This is a genomic window from Rhodococcus sp. AW25M09 (assembly GCF_000333955.1).
Taxonomy (GTDB): Bacteria; Actinomycetota; Actinomycetes; order Mycobacteriales; family Mycobacteriaceae; genus Rhodococcoides.
Genome location: NZ_CAPS01000118.1, coordinates 1 through 22,585 on the forward strand (window position 1 = coordinate 1; position 22,585 = coordinate 22,585).

Here is a 22,585-nt window from a genome sequence, read left to right on the forward strand (position 1 = left end):
GGGTGCGATGCCTTCCATCCGGCCGCCCGTCCGTTCGCGTTCGACGCCGTAGGCAAGGTAGTCCGGGATCAGCGATTCCATCATCGACAGAATCGACTCGTTCAGGGCCACATCGATGGAACGCTGCGCGAGCGGCAACGGCGACTGCTGATCCGGTGCCTGCGCCGCCCGCAGGGCCTGCCGTTGGAACAGGGCCATGACGCAACCGAATGCCGCATACAGGCCTGCGATCGAATCCCCGATCGATACTCCCACCCGCACCGGGGGCCGGTCCGGATCGCCCACGAGATTGCGAAACCCACCGTATGCCTCTGCGACAGCGGCAAATCCGGGGCGCTGCGACATGGGGCCGGTCTGTCCGAAGGCCGAGATGCGCGTGATGATCAATTCGGGGTTCGCCGCGCTGAGCACCTCGGGCGAGATACCCCACTTCTCGAGGGTGCCGGGACGGAAGTTCTCGAGCACGATGTCGCACTTCGCCGCCAAGTCGACGACGTCCTTGCGTCCCTGCTCGGTGCGCAGGTCCAGCACGATGGACTTCTTGTTCCGGTTGATCGTGCGGTAGAGCATCGACGTCGTGCCGGAGTACAACCGCCAGTTACGCAGTTCGTCGCCGGTTCCGGGCCGCTCCACCTTGATCACCTCGGCACCGAAATCGGCGAGCATGCGTGCCGCAGTGGGGGCGGCGATGTAGTTTCCGAGTTCCAGCACTCGGACCCCGCTGAGCGGCAGTGCCATCGTGTTCCTTTCGGTACTCAACAGGAAAAAGCTCACCGTCGAGTGTGCCCCTGATCGACCGATCCGATCAAGGACCGCAGCAGCCGGGTCAGATCGGCTGCGCCCGCCTGACCGACAGCGCTGCGCGCGACGCATCGAGTTCGACGGGCGAGCGCACCGCCAGCTCCCCGACTCGCAGGATTCCGTCGGACAGCGGTTCGGCCCGTAGTCCGCCTCGACCGATCAGTGCCTTGCGCGCGCCGTCGGCCACCATGCGGTCCATCCACGCGCACGGGTGCGCCGGCCGTCCGCCGCGGAACCGGATCCACCCGTCGCCGGAGTTCAGCTCGAACTCCAGGCCGCGCAGCGGGTCCAGTTCGAGTCCGCGCACAACCACATTTCTCCTGGCCATGGATGGATCGGGGACTTCGACCCCGAGCACGTCCCCCACCGCGTCCCAGGCCTCGACGGCCAAGAAACTCACCGCCGCCTCGGTGTGCGCTTTCACGCCGAAGAATCGATCGCCGCGGATGCCCTTGTTCGCCACGATCTCCACGCTCGACGGCAAGTCGGTCGGCACCTCGGCCGGGCCGTCCTTGGATCGACCGAAGTAGGCGTGTCGGGGCGCACGCAGAAGCTGCACTGTCTCGGCTCGATACTCGAAGGGCACACCACCAAGTCTGCCTGCCACCGCTCTCGGCCCGTTCTTACCCCAGGGTAAGTACGGATCAGTACACTCGCGACATGGCTGTGACGACACGTGTGACCACCTCCGACGGCGTCATCGACGGTAAGCCGGTCGGTGACCTCATCACCTGGCGAGGGATTCCCTACGCCGCCCCGCCCGTCGGTCCACTTCGATTTCGAGCGCCGCAACCCACCGAGCCGTGGTCGGGAGTACGCGACGCCACCGAGTGGGGTAACGCCTCGGTTCAGCACAAACGCGGCACGATGCTCGCCATCGGCAAGTACCAGCCGTCCAGTGAGGACTGCCTGACGCTCAACGTGCTGGCACCGAGCGCTCCGAGCGCCACACCGCGCCCGGTCATGGTGTTCATCCACGGCGGCGCGTACACCCTCGGCACGTCGGCCACTCCCCTGTACGGCGGCGGCTCCCTGGTGCGCCGCTCGCTGAAGGACGGCGACGGAGTCATTTACGTCTCGGTCAACTACCGACTCGGCGCGCTCGGCTACCTGGACATGTCCCAGTTCTCCACTCCCGAGCGGCCGTTCGATTCCAACCTGGGTCTGCGTGATCAGGTTGCGGCTCTGGAATGGGTGCAGCGCAACATCGCGAACTTCGGCGGCGACCCCGCAAACGTCACCATCTTCGGCGAGTCGGCCGGCGGCAACGCAGTCACCACACTGCTGACGGTACCCGCAGCGAAAGGGCTTTTCGCTCAGGCGATTTCCGAGAGTTCTGCTCCCGGTATGACCGCTACCAAGGAGCGCGCCGACCAGTGGGCGCGCGAGTACGTCGGCTACCTCGGCGGCACCGCGGAGAACGCTGCCGAAACCCTCGAGAACGCCGAGGTCATCCGGCTCGGGCGGGCCGGCACCAAGCTGGGCCTCACCACGTTGCACCGCACTCCGGGTCTGCTCCCGTTCGGCCCGGTGATCGACGGCGACTTCCTACCGGTCAGCCCGGTCGAGGCCTACGCCAAGGGCACCGCGCACCGCGTCCCGCTGATCATCGGTACCAATGCCCGTGAGGGAACCCTGTTTCCGAAGTTCCTCGACGCGCTACCCACCAACCCCGAACGCATCACCAAGCTGTTCTCACTCACCGACCCCGACGCCGAAGCCGTCGTCACTTCAGGCTACCGGGGCTACCCGAACGAGCGAGCAGCCATCGACTTCGGCGGCGACTTCACGTTCTGGAAGCCGTCTCTGGAAGTGGCCGAGGGACATTCGCGGCACGCACCGACCTACTTCTACCGTTTCGACTTCGCGCCACGGTCGATGAAGCTACTCGGTCTCGATGCCACCCACGGTTTCGAGTTGTTCGCCGTCTTCGGCATCAACGCGACACGGTTCGGCAAGGCGATGACGTTGACGGGCGGACGCGCGGCGTTCGCCGAGGTCACCGAGCAGGTGCAGTCGCACTGGATCGCGTTCGCCACCAACGGAAAGCCGCTGGACTCGTGGCCGGCGTACGACGAAGCCGACCGCAAGACACTGATCTTCGACACCCGCACCCGGGTGCAGAAGGATCCGCACAGCGACCGTCGCAAATCGTGGGAAGGCTACCGCGGCTACGACAGCCAGAAGCTCGAACCCGTCACTTGAGCAGACGGGACATGCGGCGGTCGGCGAGAATCTTGCCGGCCGTCTGGCACGTCGAGCAGTACTGAAAAGATCTGTCGACGTAGGCGACCTCGCGTACCGGGTCGCCGCACACCGGGCAGGGCAGCCCGGTCCGGGCGTGCACCCGCATGCCAGATCTCTTCTCCCCCTTCAGACGCGCCGCATCCTGCCCCGCCGAGCGCGCCACCGCGTCGGACAGCACCGAGCGCATCGCCGCGTAGAGGGTCGCGACGGATTCGGGGTCGAGCTTGCTCGACGACGCGAACGGCGAGAGCTTGGCGACGTGCAATATTTCGTCCGAGTAGGCGTTACCGATGCCCGCCAGCAGCGACTGGTCCACCAACGAGGTCTTCAGTCGCGCGGTGGTACCGCCGAGGATCTCGGCGAATTCGAGCTCGGTGACAGTCAGCGCGTCGGGTCCGAGCCGGGCGATGCTCGCCACCTGCTGAGGATCTCGCACCACCCATACCGCCAGCCGCTTCTTCGTTCCTGCCTCGGTCAGGTCGATAGCAGGCGTCGCGCCCTCGGGGGTGAAGAAGTGGATGCGCAGCGCCAACGGCCCCTTGCCTGGTTTCGGCGGCGCGGCGCTGGGATTGTCGACCCAGCGAAGCCATCCTCCGCGGGAGAGATGGGTGATCAGCCACAGGTCACCGGCTCGAAGCGCCAGGTGTTTACCGAAGCGGGCGGCATCGGTGACGTCCTTGCCCTGCAGCTCGGTGATCGGCGGATCGAACGTCTTGAGAACACTGAGGGCAGCGATATCGATGCGCCCGATCACGGCACCGACGGCATGCTCGCGCAGAAAGCCGGCAAGGGCTTCCACCTCGGGTAATTCCGGCATGTGTCCAGTATGCAGCTACGATGACCGTCGTGATGGTTCCGACTCCGTACGAAGATCTGCTGCGCCTCGTCCTCGACACCGGGACGGCGAAATCCGACCGAACCGGGACCGGCACCACCAGCGTGTTCGGGCATCAGATGCGCTTCGACCTGGCAGCGGGCTTTCCGTTGATCACCACCAAGAAGGTCCATCTGAAGTCGATCGTGTACGAGTTGCTGTGGTTTCTGCGGGGCGAATCAAACGCCACTTGGCTGCAGGAACACGGCGTCAGCATCTGGGACGAGTGGGCAGCTCCGGACGGCGAACTCGGACCCGTCTACGGCGTGCAGTGGCGATCCTGGCCCACCCCGTCCGGCGAGCACATCGACCAGATCAGCCAGGTCATCGATACGTTGAAGACCGATCCGGATTCGCGTCGGATGATCGTCTCGGCCTGGAACGTCGGCGAGATACCGCGCATGGCGCTACCGCCCTGCCACGCGTTCTTCCAGTTCTACGTGGCCGACGGCACGCTCTCGTGCCAGCTGTACCAGCGCAGCGCAGACATGTTCCTCGGTGTGCCGTTCAACATCGCCAGCTACGCACTGCTCACCCACATGGTGGCCGCACAGACCGGGCTCGAGGTGGGCGAGTTCGTCTGGACCGGCGGCGACTGCCACATCTACGACAACCACCGCGAGCAGGTCACCGAGCAACTCTCGCGGGAGGCGTATCCGTACCCCACTCTGAAGCTGGCGCAACGTGATTCGATCTTCGACTACACCTACGAGGACATCGAGATCGTGGACTATCGACATCACCCGGCGATCAAGGCCCCGGTAGCGGTGTGAGTGCGGCGTTCGTCGGCTCGATCTGGGCGCAGAGCACAACCGGGACGATCGGCGACGGGGGCGGAATCCCCTGGCACATTCCCGAGGACATGGCCCACTTTCGCGCTGTGACGGGTGGCCATACCGTCGTCATGGGTCGCAAGACCTGGGATTCTCTGCCGCCGAAATTTCGTCCGCTGCCGGGCCGTCGGAACATCGTCGTCACCCGCAATCCCTCGTGGTCCGCCGACGGTGCGGAGGTGGCACACAGCGTCGCCGACGCGATCACGCTGGCCGACGTCGACACGGTCTGGATCATCGGCGGCGGCGAAATCTATCGCAGTGCAATGGATATCGCGACCCACCTCGAGGTCACCGAGGTGGACCTCGACGTCGATGGCGATACCGCTGCTCCCGAGATCCCGGACGGCTGGACCGCAAAGGCGGGCGAATGGCAGAACAGTCGGGTCGACGAGACGCGGTTTCGCTGGGTGGAGTACGGAAAGCCTAACCAACCTTCCTGAGCGCGTTCAGGATTCCCCCGTCGTCACCGCGGGCAGTGCGTCATACTGACGATCATGGACAAGAAGTCACTCACCGCCCTTGCCCGCCAACAACTCAAGCTTGCGGTCAGCGCGTCGAGTGGCCGCAGTTCGCAGACGGTATACGGCGGTCATCGACGCCACCTGAGGCAGACAGTCGTGGCTCTGGCCGCCGGAAACAAGCTGGCCGAACACGATCTGTCCGGCGAGTCGACGGTGCTGGTGCTCAGCGGAAAGCTCGAGCTCATCAGCGGTGAGCGCTCGTGGAAGGGCTCGACCGGAGACCTTCTCGTCATTCCCGACGCTCGCCACAGCGTCGAGGCAATCGAAGACGTGAGCTTTTTGCTGACCGTCGCTATGTGAGCGATTTCCGCACTACCAGCACCGGGCAGTCCGCGGTATTGACGAGGGCGAAACTCGTCGATCCCAGCAGCATTCCACCGAATCCACCGCGCCCCCGGTTGCCCACCACGACCAGTGCGGCAGTTTCGGACTGACCGCTCAGTACCCGAACCGGTCGGTCCTGAGCAACGATGCGCTGTACGACGACATCGGGGAACCGCTCCTGCCAGCCGGCGAGGCTCTCTGCCAACAGAGCCTCCTCGCCCTCGGCGATGGCCTGCCAATCCTTGGGCGCTCGGCCGAACGACTGTGTCAGATCGACATCGGACCACACGTGCACCGCGATCAACACGGCACCGCGCGCCGATGCTTCGGCGAACGCCCACTCGACCGCGGCCTGGTTGACATCCGACCCGTCGATGCCGACGACGACCGGTCCCTCGGCGACCGGACGGCCGTCGATGTCACGGCCCCGCACCACTGCCACCGGGGAGACGGTGTGCGCGGCCAACGACAATGTGACAGCACCTGTTTCGCTGGCACCGATCACCAGGATCTCGGCCTGTGCCGAGACGCCGATCAGAACGTCCATCACACCGCCCTCGATGGCGCTCGACGTCACCTCGAAAGCGGGATCGTCGACGACCAGCGCGGCCAGCGTTTCGGCGGCAACCAGCCTCGACTTGGCCGTGGCCACGAATTCGGTTGCTTCTCCTGCGAATTCGCTCAGATCGACCACCCCCGGCATGTCGACGGCGGTGACTACATGCAATCGGCGATCGCGTCTGTGCGCGCAGAGCGCCGCCCAGATCACTGCCTTGTCCGCTGCAGCGGATCCATCGATGCCGACGATGATCGGTCGAGAGCCTGTCACGTTTCGGGCCTCCAGTCGTGACCCCGAGAACAAGGTCCGGGGCGTATGACGAATAGGGGTTCAGGCTAGTCGATGGAACCCGGGCCAGGTGGCGTCAGCTGGCCCGCAATGCGTTTCCGTACTCCCGGATTCGAGGGTTGTTGCGCTCTGCGGCGGCAGCTTGGGCGTCGAGGTGGTCGAGGTAGTCGGCCAGTTGGTCGCGTCTGCGGGCCCCGGAGGCGAGATCGGTCCGCTCGAAGATGCGCCACTGGGCCAACATGGGCCGCAACACCTCGTCGAGATGACGGGCGAGGTCGAAGATCCCGTCTCGCTCGATGAGCAACGCGCTACGGGCGAACCCCGGCAGATTGGTCCCCGGTAGCTGGAAGTTCATGACGACCTCGGTGATCGCGGTGACCGTCGGACCCGGTGCCACGTCGAGCGCCGCCGAAATCAGGTTCGCGAAGAACCTGATGTGCAGTTCCTGGTCGGCAACGATGCGTCCGAGCAAACGATCCGCCACCGGGTCGTGGCACTGATCGGCGGTGTTGCGATGACAAACGCTCGACACCGACACGTCGAGGGCCACCTGGACCAGCGAGCGGAGTAGGTGTGCACCGTTTATCGGGGAGTCGAACCCCACGGTCATGCACTGTGCCCGCGCTCGTCCGAGTGCGATCGGATCGACACTGCGGGTGGCGACGAGGTACTCGGTGACGGCCTCGGCGTGCCGGGTTCGTTCGCTGCTCCAGTCGGTGAGCCACGCGGGCCAAGCACCGACATCTGCAAGCGAGGCGTCCCGTCGATACAGCGGAATATTCTGCTCGACAAGAAGATTGGTGACCAGCGCGGCTTTGGCAGCTTCGGTCAGAGTCGAGGTGCGTGAACCCCAGTACATCTCGGCACGGATGACGTCGGCCGGTCGCCAGTGCACGGACTCGGCGCGGTGACGGGCGAGATTTTCCTCGATGGTCGGCCGCAACTGCCGCAGAACAGTGAACTGGCCGATATTGCTGTTCATCCCGCCCCTCTCTCACCGCGCCTGGCTACACCTGACCGACACAAAAGTAAGCGCGTCGCCCACCGGCGGTGAACACCTTCGACATTGTTTAGGGCAAGTCGCAAGCGCTCCGGTCGCCTGCTCGAGATAAATCACAACGAGTTTTGCCGAAACCCTAGATCACACGTAGATAACAACCTATGCTCGATCCTGTTAGAGGCCAGGAAACAAACTTGAAGTTCGAAAACGCCGCGGTTTTGCACGCGATTGCATAGATTGAGCCGTGGAAGCGCGTTGATACGCGCAAGTAAGTTTGCAATCCGATGACCTGAAGAACCCAACACGAAGGGTTGACCTGTGACCGTTCACAACTCGACTAGCCTCGGAATAATGGTCGCGGGTCAACCTGCGTCGGCTCCACTTCGCGACTTTCGCGCAGTCGCACGGCTCCTCGTAGGACACTTCGCTGCCAACACTCCATGCGGATCGTTGCCCGGCGAACAGCTGCACGGTGACGTCACCGAATTCACCGTCAAGTGCATCAGCATCGCAGTGCAGATGCTCGACGAACGACGCGCTCCGGCCGAGTCCGACCTGGCCGAGCTCCGCGCGAAAGCCAGCCAGTGGGCTCGTGAGGGCGTACCTCTCGAATCCGTGCTCAGCGTCTACCACGAGGGCATCCAGATCGGCTGGAACCTGGTGTCCAAGCGCGCAGGCGAGGGCGATGCCGCGCAACTGATCGAGGCCGCGCGCATGTTCGTGCTGCTCTCGGAAAAGGTGTCCATCGCTGCCAGCAAGAGCTACGTCGAGGAGCTTCAGGCGGTGGCGAGCGAACACCACACTGCCGCGCACACCCTCGTGACGTCACTGCTCAGCGGCCACAATGCCGTCACGATGGCCCGCCAGTCCGGAATCGAACTGGCCGACAGTTACCTGGTCCTCGCCATCTCGGTGCCGCCGCACCCCGACGAGAACGACCCCAATATTCAGAAGACCGTTGCCGCACGGAGAAAGCTGCGGCGCGTCCAGGCCGAGTTGGCCACGATCTGCGGGCGTAGCCCTCTGTCCCTCCTCAGCACCGAGGGTGGCACCGTCCTGATCCCGGGAATCCACGACGACGAGTGGGTCGAGGCTCTGGTGCATCGCATCGGCACCGCCGCCGAGGTCCCGGTCACCGTCACCGCCGAGCAGGCCGCCACCGCGGACATCCCCACCGCGGCCGATCAGGTACACGAGCTGCTCTCGCTTGCGCACCAACTGCATCGACCGTCCGGCCTCTACCGCATGGACGATCTGGTGCTCGAATACCAGCTCACCCGCCCCGGACCAGGCCGACGTCACCTGACGCAGATCCTCGAGCCCCTCGATTCCTCACCGGAACTGCTTGAAACCCTCGAGATCCACATCTCGCACGATCTGAACCGTCAGCGCTCTGCTCGTCAGCTCCATCTGCACACCAACACCGTCGACTACCGCCTCAAGCGGATCGCGCAACTCACCGGCTTCGACCCCACCCGGCCGTCGGGAATTCGGCACCTGCAGGCCGCACTGGTGGCTCGTCGACTCGAATCCTCGCGCGGCGCAGCCTGACCTCCGAGTTCCCCCAGGTTTGTCGAACCGACGACAGGTAGCGTCGGAAGCATTCGACAAGCAAGGGGAATCGTCAGTGACGAAGTTGATGCTGGAGTTGTCCGCGGTGGTCAAGGAGTACCCCACCGGCGAGCAACCGGTACGGGCATTGGACGGTATCGATCTCACCATCGAGGGTGGGCAGTTCGTATCGCTCGTCGCGCCGTCCGGTGCCGGCAAGTCGACGCTGCTGCACATGCTCGGCGCTCTGGACACCCCCACCTCGGGTTCCATCCGTTTCAACGATGTCGAAGTCACCACCCTCGACGACAACGCCCAATCCGATTTCCGGCGGCACCAGGTGGGGTTCGTCTTCCAGTTCTTCAACCTGCTGCCGACGATGTCGGCATGGGAGAACGTCGCCGTCCCCAAACTGCTCGACGGGACGCCTATCAAGAAGGCCAGATCCGACGCGATGCGGCTGCTGGACATGGTGGGGCTCTCGCAGCGATCCGAGCACCGCCCGGCGCAGCTGTCCGGTGGCCAGATTCAGCGCATCGCGATCGCTCGAGCCTTGATGATGGATCCGGCGCTGCTGATCGCCGACGAACCCACCGGCAATCTCGATTCGAAGACCTCGCACAACGTCCTCGAAATCCTGGCCGACGTGGCGCACGCCAGCGAGGGGCGTCGAGCAGTGGTGATGGCCACCCACGATCTCGAGGCGGCACGTTCCACCGATCGCATCGTCAGCATGATCGACGGCCGGGTCGAGACCGACACACCGACGGCCGGTCTCGATCGGTGATCGGTACCGCGCTCAGCAGATTTCGCGTCATCAGCCTTCGCGACCTGCGCATGCACTGGGTTCGCTCGCTGGTCTCCGCCGGTGTCGTCGCCGTGGCGGCCGGATTGCTCATCGCCGTGCTCGGCACGTACGGATCACTGACCGGATCCGTCGAACGTCTCGCGGTGACGATTGCCGGCAATGCAAGCTACGAAATCGTCGGCGTCACCGACTCGGGCTTCGACCAGAGCGAACTGGGCGTCGTGCGCGCCGTTCCCGGCGTCGAGACAGCGGTTCCACTGCTGCGCAGTACCGTTCGATCCGACGTGGGCGATCTGACGATACTCGGCGTCGATGCCTCCGTCAGCGCCTTGCAATCGGATCTGCAGGGCGCAGTGGGCAACGCGGCAGGGTTGCTGTCCGGTCCGTCCGGTGTATTGGTAGGAGCCGCAACGGGTCTGAAACAGGGCGATACCGTCACGATAAAGGGTGCCCCGACCGCTGTCGTCGGAGTACTCGACGGCCCTGGTACGCAGCGCATCGGCGGGGGAAGCTTCGCGGTAGCGCTGCTCCCGAAGGCGCAGGCACTCACCGACCGACCCGATCAGCTCGACTCGATCTTCGTACTCGGTAGCGGCGACTCGCTGCGTCCCGACCTCGAATCCGCGGTGGCCGGGCGGGTGTCGGTGATGAATCCGGACTTTCGGGCGGACCGCGCCAACCAAGCGATGAGCTTGACGCGCAATGCCACGCTGATGGTCTCGCTCATCGCGTTCGTCGTGGCGGCGTTCCTCGTCTTCAACGTCATGAACATGGCCATCGCGAAGCGTCGCCCCACCATCTCTCTGCTTCGAGCCGTCGGTGGGCGCCGCGCAGACATCGTCCGAGACTTGCTGTTCGAGTCCGTTCTGGTGGGTCTGGTCGGCGGTGCCGTCGGTGTCCCGCTGGGAATCGCGATGGGCCGTATCGCCATCGAGAGTTTGCCGCCGTTCCTGTCGCAGGCTTTCGATGCCCGAATCGAATACGTGTTACCCGGTTTCGCCATTCCCGTGGCGATCGTGGCCTGTGTGTTGGCCTGTGTCGGTGCCTCGGCCGTCGCCGCGGTCCAGGTCTATCGCATTTCACCGATCGAGGCGCTCGCAGTCGGCGGTGGGGAGACCTCGGGTGGTCCACGTCGCGGCTTCGTTGTGGCCGCCAGTGCATTCGGCGCGCTCGCCGTCGTCGGATCGTTTCTGTTCGCCGTCAACGTGAACGGGCAGTTGACCCTCGGTGCCGGCGCACTGTTCATGTTCGGCGTCGTCGCCCTGTGCGTCGGTGCGACGGGGCCGATCGTGTGGGCCACGGCGGCTGTCCCGCGCCGCTGGGGTGGTGCAGGCCGCCTGGCCACTGCCACCATCGAGCGCGCGCCACGCCGGATCTGGGCAACCGTGATGACGATCGTGATCGCGGTGGGAGTCAGTGTGGGAGTGTCGGGTTCGTTGACCAACATGACCGACTCGGCGGCGCGATCACTGTCGTCACTGGCGAACACCGACCTCTACGTGTCGATGAGTTCGCCTGACGCCATACCGTCGGGCCCCATCGTTCCCACCGCGGTGGCGGACGCCGTCCGAGCGGCGCCGGGCGTCTCCCGCATCGTCGAAGGCCAGTGGGCCTACGCGAGCATCGACGACGAATTGGTCTCCATCCAGGGCGTCGCGGACGGTAGCAACGCAGTGACGCTCGCGTCGCTGCCGGGAGATGTGCGCTCCGGATTGCTCGCCGGTGACGGAGTGGTGCTCTCGCAAGGGCTCGGCAGGACGCTGGATGTGTCGGCCGGAGACTTCATCGACCTGCCGACGCCGACAGGCGTGCAGAATGTGCGCGTGCTGGACCTGGTCGATTACATCAATGCCGCGGGCGGCACGATGGCGATCTCGTTGGATTCGATGCAGCGCTGGTTCGACCGGCCCGGCGCGACATACCTCGAGGTCACCGTGGACGGAGACGTTGCTGCCGTGCAGGATTCATTGCGCGCGACGCTGCCGCCCGAGGCCTTCGTGTACACCGGTGCAGCCGCACTCGAGGGCACCAGCGCTGCTATCCGACAATCCGGCGCATTGGCTATCGCCTTGCAATGGATCGTGGCTCTCGTCGCCGCGGTCGCACTGCTCAACACATTGACACTGTCGGTGCTCGAGCGTCGACGTGAACTCGGCGTACTGCGCGCGATGGGCGGTGGACGGGGAACCCTCGCGCGGATGGTGCTCGCCGAGGCGCTGTCGGTCGGCATCATCGGCGGCGTGCTCGGACTCATCATCGGCGCAGGTCTGCAATACCTGAGCACACTGATACTCGGCGCCAGCATCGGAATCCCGGTGACCTACTCCGCCAGCTGGTCGGTGCTGCTGTACGGCCTCGTCGCCCTCGGTCTGTCGCTGCTGGGTTCGGCTCCCCCTGCCGTCCACGCATCGCGACTGAATATCGTCGACGCCATAGCGGCGGATTAGGGCTGACGTTGCTGCGGGGCAGCGGGGCAGCAGGTCGGGGGTCGGGGATGCTGCGGGTCAGCGGGGATCGGGGATCCGGGATCGGGGATCCGCAAAAGCGCACGCGTTTGTCAGGTGCGAGCGGAATGGATAGCGAACGGGTAGCAACTCTGCGCGCGCCTAGCGAATGCGCGCGCGTTCGCACGCGGGAAAGGGTTGTCGGATGGCCACATTCAACGTCGAGGTCGAGGGGTACGACGTCCAGAGTCTGGGCGACTGCACGGGCGGTCCGGAGTGGGAACTGGTGCCCGAGCGCGCCGCCGTTCTGGTTCACGACATGCAGCCGTACTACCTGAATGTGCTGGACAGCTCGGTGCGCGCGCGGGTCGGCGCGGCGGCCTCGGAGTTGGTATCGCGGGCCCGGTTCGCTGGAGTGCCCATCTTTGCCAGCGGTCCCCGACCAGCGAGTGCCATCGAACAGCGCGGCTTACTGGGACCGATGTGGGGATCGGGGCCGTCCGCCGAGGAGGTCGCGATCATCGAGCCGGACTTCGTGACGATCGCAAAGCGGAGCTACAGCGCCTTCTACGCCAGCGACCTCGACGTCGAACTTCGCCGACGTGGCCGTGACCAGCTAATCGTGGTGGGCGTCTTCGCCTCGGCCGGGATTCTGGCTACGACGTTCGACGCCTTCGCCCGTGACATCCAGTGCTTCGTCGGTATCGAATCGACGGCTGATTACACCGCTCACCAGCACCGCACCGCTCTGAACCTGATCGCGTCACTGACCGGCGTGGTGACGAGTAGCGCCAACCTGCTTCACGATCGACACCGTGGGCCGCTAGACTGACGAGCGCGATGTGGGCCCGTTGCTCCAACTGGCAACGAGACCACCCGCACCCGATCGTTCAGAAGCTCGAATGCCGTTGCCGAACAACAGTTTTCGATCGACAGAACAGTCACGCGCCTTCGTAGCTCAGGGGATAGAGCAACCCTCTCCTAAAGGGTAGGTCGCAGGTTCGAATCCTGCCGAGGGCACCACTGAGCCGATTCCACGATTCCCTCTTCCATTTTCCTGAGACCATTGCGAATCCACAAAAATGCGCCTATTATCGAACATACATTCGAGTACTGGGGAGGAACTCGTGGTCACAGCTGTACAGGATTCACCGCTCACATCAGATGAAGTGCTGCGTTTCGTCGCGCGTCTTCAGTCCACCGATTTCGATGCCGACGCGGCCGCCGGCATCGATTTGATCACCGCACTCGAGACGGTCAAGTGCGCCAGCGTGGCAGCTCAGGCAGTGGTCACCGACGCCGTGGCGACGAGCATCAGCAACGAGCGCCGAGAACGTGGCCGACCGAAAGCTCAGTGGCGCATGGGCATTGCGTCACAAATCGGACTTGCCCGGCGCGAATCACCGAACCGCGGCGGCACTCATCTGGGCCTTGCTCGCGCACTCGTGCACGAAATGCCGCACACCCTCGCCCGCCTGCGAGCGGGGGATCTCAACGAGTGGCGCGTCATGATTCTCGCTCGCGAGACGGCATGTCTCACCGTCGACGACCGCCGCACCATCGATCAGCGGTTGTGCGCAGACCCCGCCACCCTGGCCGGTGCCGGTGACCGCACCATCGAAGGTCGTGCCCGCGCACTCGCCAACGAACTCGACGCCGCCTCCCAGGTGAAAAGACGAGCCAAGGCATACGCAGCCCGCCGCACCAGTACCCGTCCCGCCCCCGAATCGATGGGCTTCTTCACCGCCCTCACCTCGATGGAGAAGACCGTCTGCATGTGGGCGACACTGCGCCGAGATGCGGACTCCATCATCAACGCCGGCGGCGGCGATGCCCGCACGCGCGACCAGATCATGGCCGACCTCGTATTCGAGCGGATCACCGGCGCATCCGCCGCCCAGGGCCCGCCGGTGACCGTCGATATCGTCATCTCCGACTCCACCCTCCTCGCCGGGGGTGACACGTCCGCATATCTGCACGGCTACGGCGACATTCCGTCCGATGTCGCGCGGCAACTCATTCGAGACGCCCTCGACAATGAGACACACGTCGCACTACGGCGCCTCTACGCTCATCCGACATCCGGAGCACTGACGGCGGTCGAGTCCACTTCGCGTGCATTCCCCGCCGCCCTCGGACGCCTCATCGACCTCCGAGATCGCACCTGCCGAACACCGTGGTGCGACGCGCCGATCCGCCATCACGACCACATCAGACCGCACTCCGCCGGCGGCAGCACCAGCGCCGAGACCGGCGCAGGCCTTTGTGCCGCATGCAATTACGCGAAGGAGGGCGAAGGCTGGACCGCCCAAGCGATCCGCGACAAACGCAACGCCCGACATCTCTACACACTCATCTCACCCACCGGACATACCTACGACTCGAGTGCGCCGCCGATGCCGGTGGTGGAGCTCTACCCCTCGCCGATCGAGAACGTGATGCTCGACGGTCTGTTCGCCGACGATGCCGCATGACAGGTCACCGCGGGAAGAGACCGAGCCACAACTCGGTTACACTCGACAACGGCGCGCGCAGTTGCACGCCAGACGTCGTGGAATGCTCCCGAAATCACCATGTGCACCCTGCACAGGCTTCTCTTACGGCGATCGAAATTGCCCACCGGCAGTCTCGCCACCCTTGCATCTCGGCCCGAAGGCCTGCAGGTGCAACACCCTGCCCGAAAGGCACTTTTCATCACTATGACGACCCCACAGACTTTTGCTGCACTCGGCGTACCCCAGGCCATCGCGGATGTACTCGCGAGCCAGGGCAAGACCGAAGCATTCCCCATCCAGGCCGACACGCTCCCCGACACACTGCAGGGACGCGACGTGCTCGGACGCGGAAAGACCGGCAGCGGAAAGACACTCGCATTCTCCATCCCGATGGTCGCTCGCCTCGCCGGCCAGCTTCCCGGTAACCGCAAGCCCGGCCGCCCGCGCGGACTCATTCTCGCTCCGACGCGTGAGCTCGCCACCCAGATCGCCGTCGCGATCGAACCACTCGCCTCCGCGTACTCCCTGAAGGTCACCACGATCTTCGGCGGTGTGTCGCAGGTACGCCAGGTCTCCGCGCTCAAGGGTGGAGTCGACATCGTCGTCGCCTGCCCCGGTCGCCTCGAAGACCTGATGAAGCAGCGCCACCTGACCCTCGACGGCGTTCAGATCACCGTCCTCGACGAGGCAGATCACATGGCCGATCTCGGGTTCCTGCCCGTCGTCACCCGCATCCTCGCCGCCACCCCGGACAAGGGCCAGCGCATGCTGTTCTCCGCGACCCTGGACAACGGTGTCGACAAGCTGGTCAAGCGCTTCCTGCACAACCAGATCACCCACTCCGTCGACGAGGCCACCTCACACGTCGAGGCCATGACACACAGCGTCTTCGAGGTCGACGGCGTCGAAGCGAAGAAGAAGCTCGTTCACCAGCTCGCCTCGGGCACCGGCCGCCGCATCCTGTTCATGCGCACCAAGCACCAGGCCCGCAAGCTCGCCAAGCAGCTCACCGACGCCGGAATTCCGTCCGTCGACCTGCACGGCAACCTCTCGCAGGCCGCACGCGATCGCAACCTCGCAGCCTTCTCGTCCGGCCAGGCCCGTGTTCTCGTCGCTACCGACGTCGCAGCTCGTGGCGTCCACGTCGATGACGTTCAGCTGGTCGTCCACGTCGATCCCCCGGCCGAGCACAAGGCGTACCTACACCGCTCCGGCCGCACGGCACGTGCGGGAAGCGCCGGCGACGTCGTGACCGTCGTACTGCCCGAGCAGCGCAAGGACACCGCAGTGCTGCTGCGCAAGGCCGAGATCAAGGTCACCCCGGTCCGCGTGACCGCCGACTCGCCGGCAGTAGCGAACCTCGTCGGCGAGCAGGCCCGCTACGTCGAGCCCGCACCGCGCGTCGAGCAGGCACCGGCCCGCAGCGGAGCCCCGCGTGGCGGAAACCCTCGCAACAACAACAATGCTCGACGCGGCGGACAACCACGCTCCGGCGGACAGCCCCGCTCCGGCGGCGGCGGCCACAGCCGTCGCGCAGCAGGACCGGCAACGAGCCAGCGCAGCCGCTGAACTCAGGCTGGCACACTGGAGCGGTGACCGTCAGTTCATCTCGCACTCCGAAGTCAGGGCCCCTCGGCCCTCAGGAATTGGCGACCGCTGCAGTGATGAGCAGTTTCACCGTCGCGTTGACGGTGATCGGTGTGCTCGTGCCGATGGCCGCGATTCTTCAGATCGTCGCAGCGGTACCGATGTCCGTCGTCGCGCTGCGCCATCGGACACGTGCACTGGTCACCGCTGCGGTGGCGGCAACCCTGGTCGGGTTCGTCGCAGCAGGCACCCAGACGGCCATCACCGTCGCCAGCGCCGCCATACTGGGCGGCCTGGTGGGCCGGGCGAAGCGCAAGAAGCAGGGCCTGTTCGGCGTCATGATCACCTCGATGGTCGTCGGGCCCGCGCTCGGAGCCCTGATGGTGCTGCTGCTGCTCGTGCTCGTTCCGCTGCGCGAGCTGTTCCTCGATGTACTCCGCAACACTCTCGAGGGCGTCTCCAGGCTGCTCGAGCGCGCGTCCGCCCTGCAGGGTGCCGCCGACGTCCTCCGCTCCGGCTCCACCGCCGTACTCGACAACTGGTGGTGGTGGGTCGGCGGATCGATCGCCCTCGGCATCGTCACCGGAACGCTGTTCGCGTGGTTGATTCTCACCGCGATCCTCGACCGCCTCTCCGCCATCCCCACTCCCGAGGCTCTCGTCTCGAGCGCCGACGGCGAGCAGATCGGTCCACTTCCGGTCACGCTCGACTCGGTCGGATTCAGGTATCCGGGAAGCGCCACCGCCGCCCTGACCGGCGTCGACCTACACATCGAACCCGGTGAATTCATTGCGATCGTCGGCCACAACGGCTCCGGCAAATCGACTCTGATGCGGATTCTCGCCGGTGCGGAACCGTCGGAGGGGGCCGTGAGCAGGCCCGGCGCAACCGGACTCGGCTGCTACGGCGGCACCGCAGTGGTATTGCAACGTCCCGAAAGCCAGATCCTCGGCACTCGCGTCGCCGACGACGTGGTGTGGGGTCTGCCACCCGGCGATTCCCGTCCCGATGTCGATGCACTGCTCGACGAGGTAGGCCTGGGCGGCATGGGTGCCCGCGACACCGCCTCCCTGTCCGGTGGCGAAATGCAACGCCTGGCCGTCGCCGCAGCATTGGCCCGCAGGCCGGCCCTGCTCATTGCCGACGAGGCAACGGCGATGATCGACGCCGCCGGCCGCGAACACCTCGTCTCACTACTCGCGGAATTGCCTCGCAGGCATGGCATGTCGGTCGTGCTCGTCACCCATCATGTCGCGGAAACCGTTGCCGCAGATCGCGTCGTGCATCTGCACCAAGGATTTCAGGTGCACCACGACTCGTCCTGGATGCATCCCCGAACCGAGAATCCCGCTGCACTGCACGATAATTCGAGCCCTCGCCTGCTCGAGCTGACCAACGTCCAGCACACCTACAACCGGCGCACCCCCTGGGCGCAGGCTGCGCTCAACGGTGTCGACATCACCGTCAAGCGCGGTGAAGGAGTTCTGATTCTCGGCGGAAACGGTTCGGGTAAGTCGACGCTCGCCTGGATCATGGCCGGACTGACCGGGCCGACGAAGGGCAGCGCACAGCTCGACGGCAAGGCGATGACGTCGCGCGTCGGCGAAGTCGGACTCGCGTTTCAGCACTCGCGCCTGCAGTTGCAGCGACGCACCGTATCCGAGGACATCGCCGCGGCCGCCGGTCCCGAAACCGGTTCTGCCACAGTATCGGCCGCGATGGATGCCGTCGGCCTCGACAGGTCGTTGGCCGCCCGCGACATCGACTCACTCAGCGGTGGCCAGATGCGACGAGTCGTCCTGGCCGGACTCATCGCGCGTCGGCCGCGCATGTTGGTGCTCGACGAACCACTCTCAGGGCTGGACCCACCCGGACGCGACGACATCATCGACGTTCTCGCCGGACTGCGCGACCGCGGCGTCGCCATCGTCGTGATCTCACACGATGTCGACGGCCTGGACACCGTCTGCAGTCGCACCATCACGATGGCCGACGGCCACATGGTCTCCGATTCGATCCTCGGGAGCGTGCACTCGTGACCACCGTCGTATTACGTCAAGTTCCCCGGTCCTCGCCGATTCACCGCCTGTGGGCCGGCACCAAGCTGGTCGCCGTGTTGCTGATGAGCATCACTCTGGTCGTCGCACCGACGTGGCCTGCGCTCGCAGTCGTATTCGGGCTGCTGGTGATCGCGGCGATCGTCGCACATGTTCCGATCACGGCACTGCCGCGTCCACCGTGGTGGATCTGGGCGTTGTTCGGCGTCGGAGCCCTGATCAATCTGCCGCTCGGTGGTGCTGCGGTGATGTTGTACCTGCGTGCGACGGTGTTCGTGTTCGTGCTGCTCGGCGCATCGATGATGATCGGTTGGACCACCTCGATGAGCGACGTCGCCCCGGCGGTCTCCAAGCTCGGTACACCGCTGAAGAAGCTGAAGCTGCCGGTCGACGAATGGGCGATCACGGTGGCCCTGAGCCTTCGATCGCTGCCGTTGTTGATCGAGGAGATGCGCACCCTCAATGCGGCACGACGCCTCCGCCCCAAGCCCGTCGTCAACAGCGCCTCGGACAATTCGCTCGTCGACATCGTCACGACCGTGATGTCGGTGGCCATCAGGCGAGCCGACGAGATGGGTACCGCCATCACCGCTCGCGGGGGCACCGGGATGATCACCGCCACCGACTCCCGATTCAAGGCCTCGGATGCGGCGGCGCTGACAGTGGTGACTCTGGCTTGTGCCGGAGCTGTTGCGATCAGCGTCCTGTGGGGCTGAGCTATTCGCCCGCGAGACGCTCGGTGCGCGAGTTCAGCGCCTTGACGAAGACATCGGGGATGTCGCGCGGATCCTCTGCCACGTAGCTCGTTCCGCCCGTGACCGCTGAAATCTGCTGCAGTGCAACCGGATCTGCATCGCTGGTGACACCGACCGTGACGATGACGATCGGCCGCACCGGATCCTGTTCCCGCTGAAGGGTCTCGAGCAGGTCATTGAGCGAGATGCTGCCCTGGTCCTCGTTGGCACCATCGGTCAAGATGATGACGCTGTTGACGTAGTTCGGGTCGTACCCGTCCTTGACACGCCGGAATGCGGCCAACGTCGTATCGTACAGACCCGTGCCCCCGCCGACCAACGTCGACAGACTCCCGATCGCGCCGAAGATCCGGTCACGGTGCGACTGGCCGTTTACCATCTGATCCACTTTGCCCATCGGTGCCAGTTCGCGGTAGTCCTGTTGGCCACCTCCGAGTCCGATGGAGAAAGCCCACAGACCCATCTGCGTCTGGTCGCTGAAAAGCGCATTCGCACCCAAGGACGCATCGACGGTCAGCGCGATGCGGGTGGAATCGCCCGACCTCGCAGCCATCGAACCCGACACGTCCTCGACGACGAGGGTACGCAACGGCAGTGCGAGAACGGCCCAGTCACGCAGCGTCGTCTCGATGGACAGCGGGTTCTTGATCTCCAGCGATGCAACAGACCCGACGCCCCGGCCGTCGGGCAGAGGAGTGCCACTCGACCTTCGGAAGCCGGCCGCGATCAGCGTGTCCGTCGCGGACGGGGCGGCCAGAACCGAAGCCAATGCAGCACCGGCCTCCTTGACCCGGTCGTACTCGGGGCCTGCCGGTGCGGTCACCGCCAACGGGTAGTTCAGGAAGTAGCTGCCGGTCGGCGGAACCGACTCGGCCAATGCCGCGCCTGGGTTGGCCGCTTCGTATGCGAGCAGTGCCTGTTCGGTGGCAACGCTCGTGCCACCGTCGGCAGCCACCTCTGCCACGAGATCCGGTGCGTCGTGCGGTGTATCGGCAATTCGTCCGAAATCCTGCGCCATCGGTACCAGCGCTGCGGACACGGCCTTCGCGTCGGAAATCGCAACCTCGGATTCGGCCAGCGCACCGAGGATCGCCGCGTTCGAAGCACTACTGGTGAGTGGATCACCGATGCGCTGACCGGGAAGCTGCAGCACGCTGAGCCAGGTGTCGGTCACCGGCACCGCATCGGACTTCGACACCAGCACCGGCAGCGTGTTCGCGACGGAGGTCTTGGCCAACTCGGGCAGCGCTCCGGTCGAGCGGAGGGTCTTGAGCAGCCACAGCGTCGAGTCCGGGATCCACAGATCGGGGCGATCGTCCTCGGTGCCCGCGATTTCGGTGGCGGTGTCGGTGGGGCGTTCGGCGCGGATATCGAAGTTCACGCAACCACGATCGACTTCACTTGCCTGCGAGACGATCTCTTCGACCGGCTCGGCGATCGAGGTGTCCACCGCAAGCGAGACCGTGTCGAGCGAATCGCAGGAATCGGCACCGGACGACCGGACCGCCTGGACTCCGAACCAGCCGCCGACCACGACGACGACGGCCACCAGGGCACCCGCCGACCAGGTCACAGCCGATCTGGGCCCGCGTGTACCACCGCTGTGACGTCCCGACATCGTTGTTCCCCCTACTCGATCCCCCCGTTACACGCGCTTTCACAGTGACGAAGAGCATGCGCTGCCCTGCATAGTAGCCAACTCAACGGCCGGAACGGCTCTTCATGGCATTGACGAAGACGTTCGGGATCTCGGCGGGATTTCGCGCGATGAAGCTGGTGCCACCCGTGGCTGCCGAAATCTGCTGCAGTACACCGGCATCGGCGTCATCGGTGATGCCTATGGTGACGATGATGACCGGGCGGGACGGGTCCTGCTCGGAGCGCAGCGTGGACAGCAGTTCGTCGAGAGAGATGCTGTTCGGATCCTCGTTGGCACCGTCGGTGAGGATGATGACGCTGTTGACCGCGTCGGGGTCGTAGCCCTCCTGCACTGTGCGGAAGGCCGCCAACGCGGTGTCGTAGAGCCCGGTACCGCCCCCCACCAGCGACGGCAGGGTTCGAAACTGCTGCAACAGCAGCTCGCGCTGGGTGGTGCTGCCGACCTTGTCGTCCATCCGCCGGATCGGTGCCAGCTCTCGGTAGTCCTGAGCGCCGCCGCCGAGCCCGATCGAGAAGGCCCACAATCCCATCGATGCGTTGTCGGGGAACAAGCGATTACCGGTTTCGCTGGCCTGCACGGTCATGGCGATACGCGTGTCCGCACCCGCGCTGTAGTTCATCGATCCGGAGACATCCTCCATCACCAATGTTCGCGACGGCAGGGCCAGGACCTGGTACTGCCGCAGCGTCGACTCGGCGGCCTGCTGGTCGGCAATCGTCAGGGCCGTGACATCGCCGATACCGCGATCGGCGTCGAGGGGTGCACTGTCGGCAGAGCGGAACCCGCCGTCGGACAACAATTGCTGACCGCGCTCGGATTCGATGGCCGCGGCCAGCGCCGTGCCGACGGACTTCGCGGCCGCGTGCCGCTCGCCGGCGGGCTCGGTCACGGCCAGCGGAAAGTTCAGAAAGACGCTGCCCGTCGGCGGCGTCGTCGCACCGAGTTCGACACCGTTGTCGAGCTGGTATTGCAGGAAGGTCTGCTCGGAGACCACCGCGACACCGCCGTCGGCGACAAGGTCGTCCAGACGTGTTGCGGGATCTGCCTCACCGCGAGTGGAGGCCTGCGCCTGAGCGATGGGGACGAGCGCCCTCGACACCGAGTCGAGGGCCTTGGCATCGGACCCCGCCTCGGCCACCGCGCCCAGAATTGCGGCGTCGGACATGGTGTTGGCCAACGGATTACCGATACGCAGGCCTTCGAGCTTCAAAGCCGTGAGCCAGGTGTCGAAGAACGGCACCTCGTCCTTGCGTGCGGCGAGCACGGCCGGGGTACTGGCCACCGATTGGCTCGCCAGGTCGATCAGAGATGCGGTGGACCGCACGGTCTTGCCGATCCACAGCGACGAATCCGGAATCCAGAGCGCGGGAACGTCGTCACCCTTGGCCACCGCGGCCGACACCTGACCCGATTCGCTCGCCGTCACCTCGAGCCGAGCGCACCCCAGATCCTCGGCGGACGAATCGTCGACGATCTTCTGCAGTACCGGCGCTATCGAGGGATCCGCCGCCAGCGAGTAGGAAGCGAGGTCGCCGCAGTCGGACCCGAATGCCTTCTGCGCTAGGACCACGCCGCCGCCGACAACGAGGAGAAGGGCAACGGCTACGACGCCGTACTTGGCGATACCTCTGCTGCTCGTCGCGGACGACGGGACACTGTGTCTACCGGGCATGACTGGACCTCTCCGTAGCGAGCGAAGAGGAAGGTATCTCCACCCCGCCGTTCGGTGCGCCAGATACTACTTCAGGCGTAAATCTTCACGAATGTCTTCAGCGAGT

General features: G+C 65.3%; 19 protein-coding genes and 1 tRNA gene. 13 read left to right on the forward strand and 7 right to left on the reverse strand.

Annotation, left to right across the window (positions count from 1 at the left end):
• A partial coding sequence (locus RHODMAR_RS22240) for a CaiB/BaiF CoA transferase family protein (RefSeq protein WP_008719136.1) occupies positions 1 to 738 on the reverse strand: 738 nt, incomplete at its 3' end.
• 88 nt (positions 739 to 826) lie between these two features.
• Positions 827 to 1,387, reverse strand: coding sequence for a hypothetical protein (locus tag RHODMAR_RS22245; RefSeq protein ID WP_008719138.1), 561 nt, complete (start codon positions 1,385 to 1,387; stop codon positions 827 to 829).
• Between the two features lie 74 nt (positions 1,388 to 1,461).
• Between RHODMAR_RS22245 and RHODMAR_RS22250 the strand changes: the two genes are divergently transcribed.
• Complete coding sequence (locus RHODMAR_RS22250) at positions 1,462 to 3,006, forward strand: carboxylesterase/lipase family protein (RefSeq protein ID WP_008719140.1); 1,545 nt, start codon at positions 1,462 to 1,464, stop codon at positions 3,004 to 3,006.
• On the opposite strand, the gene RHODMAR_RS22255 is transcribed toward RHODMAR_RS22250, so the two are convergent.
• Entirely contained in the window at positions 2,999 to 3,865 is an 867-nt protein-coding gene (locus RHODMAR_RS22255) for a DNA-formamidopyrimidine glycosylase family protein (RefSeq protein WP_008719142.1), read from the reverse strand. The two genes, RHODMAR_RS22250 and RHODMAR_RS22255, sit on opposite strands and share 8 nt — an antisense overlap.
• A 29-nt stretch (positions 3,866 to 3,894) precedes the next feature.
• Between RHODMAR_RS22255 and RHODMAR_RS22260 the strand changes: the two genes are divergently transcribed.
• Genes RHODMAR_RS22260 through RHODMAR_RS22270 form a run of 3 tightly spaced genes read left to right on the forward strand, consistent with a single transcriptional unit; the run spans position 3,895 to position 5,579 of the window.
• The gene (locus tag RHODMAR_RS22260; RefSeq protein WP_042940107.1) at positions 3,895 to 4,695 is read left to right on the forward strand and encodes a thymidylate synthase; all 801 of its coding nucleotides are present in this window, start codon (positions 3,895 to 3,897) and stop codon (positions 4,693 to 4,695) included.
• A complete protein-coding gene (locus RHODMAR_RS22265) occupies positions 4,692 to 5,198 on the forward strand; it encodes a dihydrofolate reductase (protein WP_008719146.1) in 507 nt (168 codons plus the stop codon). Before RHODMAR_RS22260 ends, RHODMAR_RS22265 begins: the two co-directional genes overlap by 4 nt.
• Positions 5,199 to 5,252: 54 nt before the next feature.
• Positions 5,253 to 5,579 (forward strand): cupin domain-containing protein, encoded by a 327-nt coding sequence (locus RHODMAR_RS22270; RefSeq protein WP_008719149.1) that lies wholly within the window; start codon positions 5,253 to 5,255, stop codon positions 5,577 to 5,579.
• On the opposite strand, the gene RHODMAR_RS22275 is transcribed toward RHODMAR_RS22270, so the two are convergent.
• Complete coding sequence (locus RHODMAR_RS22275) at positions 5,572 to 6,432, reverse strand: universal stress protein (RefSeq protein ID WP_008719151.1); 861 nt, start codon at positions 6,430 to 6,432, stop codon at positions 5,572 to 5,574. The genes RHODMAR_RS22270 and RHODMAR_RS22275 overlap by 8 nt on opposite strands.
• A 94-nt stretch (positions 6,433 to 6,526) precedes the next feature.
• Positions 6,527 to 7,432, reverse strand: coding sequence for an acyl-ACP desaturase (locus RHODMAR_RS22280; protein WP_008719152.1), 906 nt, complete (start codon positions 7,430 to 7,432; stop codon positions 6,527 to 6,529).
• A gap of 369 nt (positions 7,433 to 7,801) precedes the next feature.
• Here RHODMAR_RS22280 and RHODMAR_RS22285 point away from each other — a divergent pair, with 369 nt between their 5' ends.
• From RHODMAR_RS22285 to RHODMAR_RS22325, 9 genes are all read left to right on the forward strand, one after another.
• Complete coding sequence (locus tag RHODMAR_RS22285; protein WP_198289514.1) at positions 7,802 to 9,001, forward strand: PucR family transcriptional regulator; 1,200 nt, start codon at positions 7,802 to 7,804, stop codon at positions 8,999 to 9,001.
• Positions 9,002 to 9,086: 85 nt separating this feature from the next.
• Positions 9,087 to 9,788 carry an ABC transporter ATP-binding protein gene (locus RHODMAR_RS22290; RefSeq protein WP_042940108.1) on the forward strand — a complete coding sequence of 234 codons (702 nt, stop codon included), beginning with the start codon at positions 9,087 to 9,089 and terminating at the stop codon, positions 9,786 to 9,788.
• Positions 9,785 to 12,256 (forward strand): FtsX-like permease family protein, encoded by a 2,472-nt coding sequence (locus RHODMAR_RS22295; protein WP_008719158.1) that lies wholly within the window; start codon positions 9,785 to 9,787, stop codon positions 12,254 to 12,256. Before RHODMAR_RS22290 ends, RHODMAR_RS22295 begins: the two co-directional genes overlap by 4 nt.
• 202 nt (positions 12,257 to 12,458) lie before the next feature.
• Entirely contained in the window at positions 12,459 to 13,085 is a 627-nt protein-coding gene (locus RHODMAR_RS22300) for an isochorismatase family protein (RefSeq protein ID WP_008719160.1), read from the forward strand.
• Positions 13,086 to 13,200: 115 nt separating this feature from the next.
• Positions 13,201 to 13,276 (forward strand) — tRNA-Arg (locus RHODMAR_RS22305).
• Positions 13,277 to 13,380: 104 nt separating this feature from the next.
• Entirely contained in the window at positions 13,381 to 14,727 is a 1,347-nt protein-coding gene (locus RHODMAR_RS22310; RefSeq protein ID WP_008719162.1) for an HNH endonuclease, read from the forward strand.
• Positions 14,728 to 14,952: 225 nt separating this feature from the next.
• Entirely contained in the window at positions 14,953 to 16,317 is a 1,365-nt protein-coding gene (locus RHODMAR_RS22315; RefSeq protein WP_051048238.1) for a DEAD/DEAH box helicase, read from the forward strand.
• Positions 16,318 to 16,340: 23 nt separating this feature from the next.
• On the forward strand, positions 16,341 to 18,374 hold the full coding sequence (locus RHODMAR_RS22320; RefSeq protein ID WP_008719166.1) for an ABC transporter ATP-binding protein: 2,034 nt from the start codon (positions 16,341 to 16,343) through the stop codon (positions 18,372 to 18,374).
• Positions 18,371 to 19,108, forward strand: a complete 738-nt coding sequence (locus RHODMAR_RS22325) for an energy-coupling factor transporter transmembrane component T family protein (protein ID WP_008719167.1) — start codon at positions 18,371 to 18,373, stop codon at positions 19,106 to 19,108. Before RHODMAR_RS22320 ends, RHODMAR_RS22325 begins: the two co-directional genes overlap by 4 nt.
• 1 nt (position 19,109) lies before the next feature.
• Here RHODMAR_RS22325 and RHODMAR_RS22330 read toward each other — a convergent pair whose 3' ends face one another.
• Both RHODMAR_RS22330 and RHODMAR_RS22335 read right to left on the reverse strand, forming a co-directional pair.
• Positions 19,110 to 20,720 (reverse strand): VWA domain-containing protein, encoded by a 1,611-nt coding sequence (locus RHODMAR_RS22330; protein ID WP_232433742.1) that lies wholly within the window; start codon positions 20,718 to 20,720, stop codon positions 19,110 to 19,112.
• 127 nt (positions 20,721 to 20,847) lie between these two features.
• Positions 20,848 to 22,479 (reverse strand): VWA domain-containing protein, encoded by a 1,632-nt coding sequence (locus tag RHODMAR_RS22335; protein ID WP_008719170.1) that lies wholly within the window; start codon positions 22,477 to 22,479, stop codon positions 20,848 to 20,850.
• Between the last annotated feature and the right edge of the window lie 106 nt (positions 22,480 to 22,585).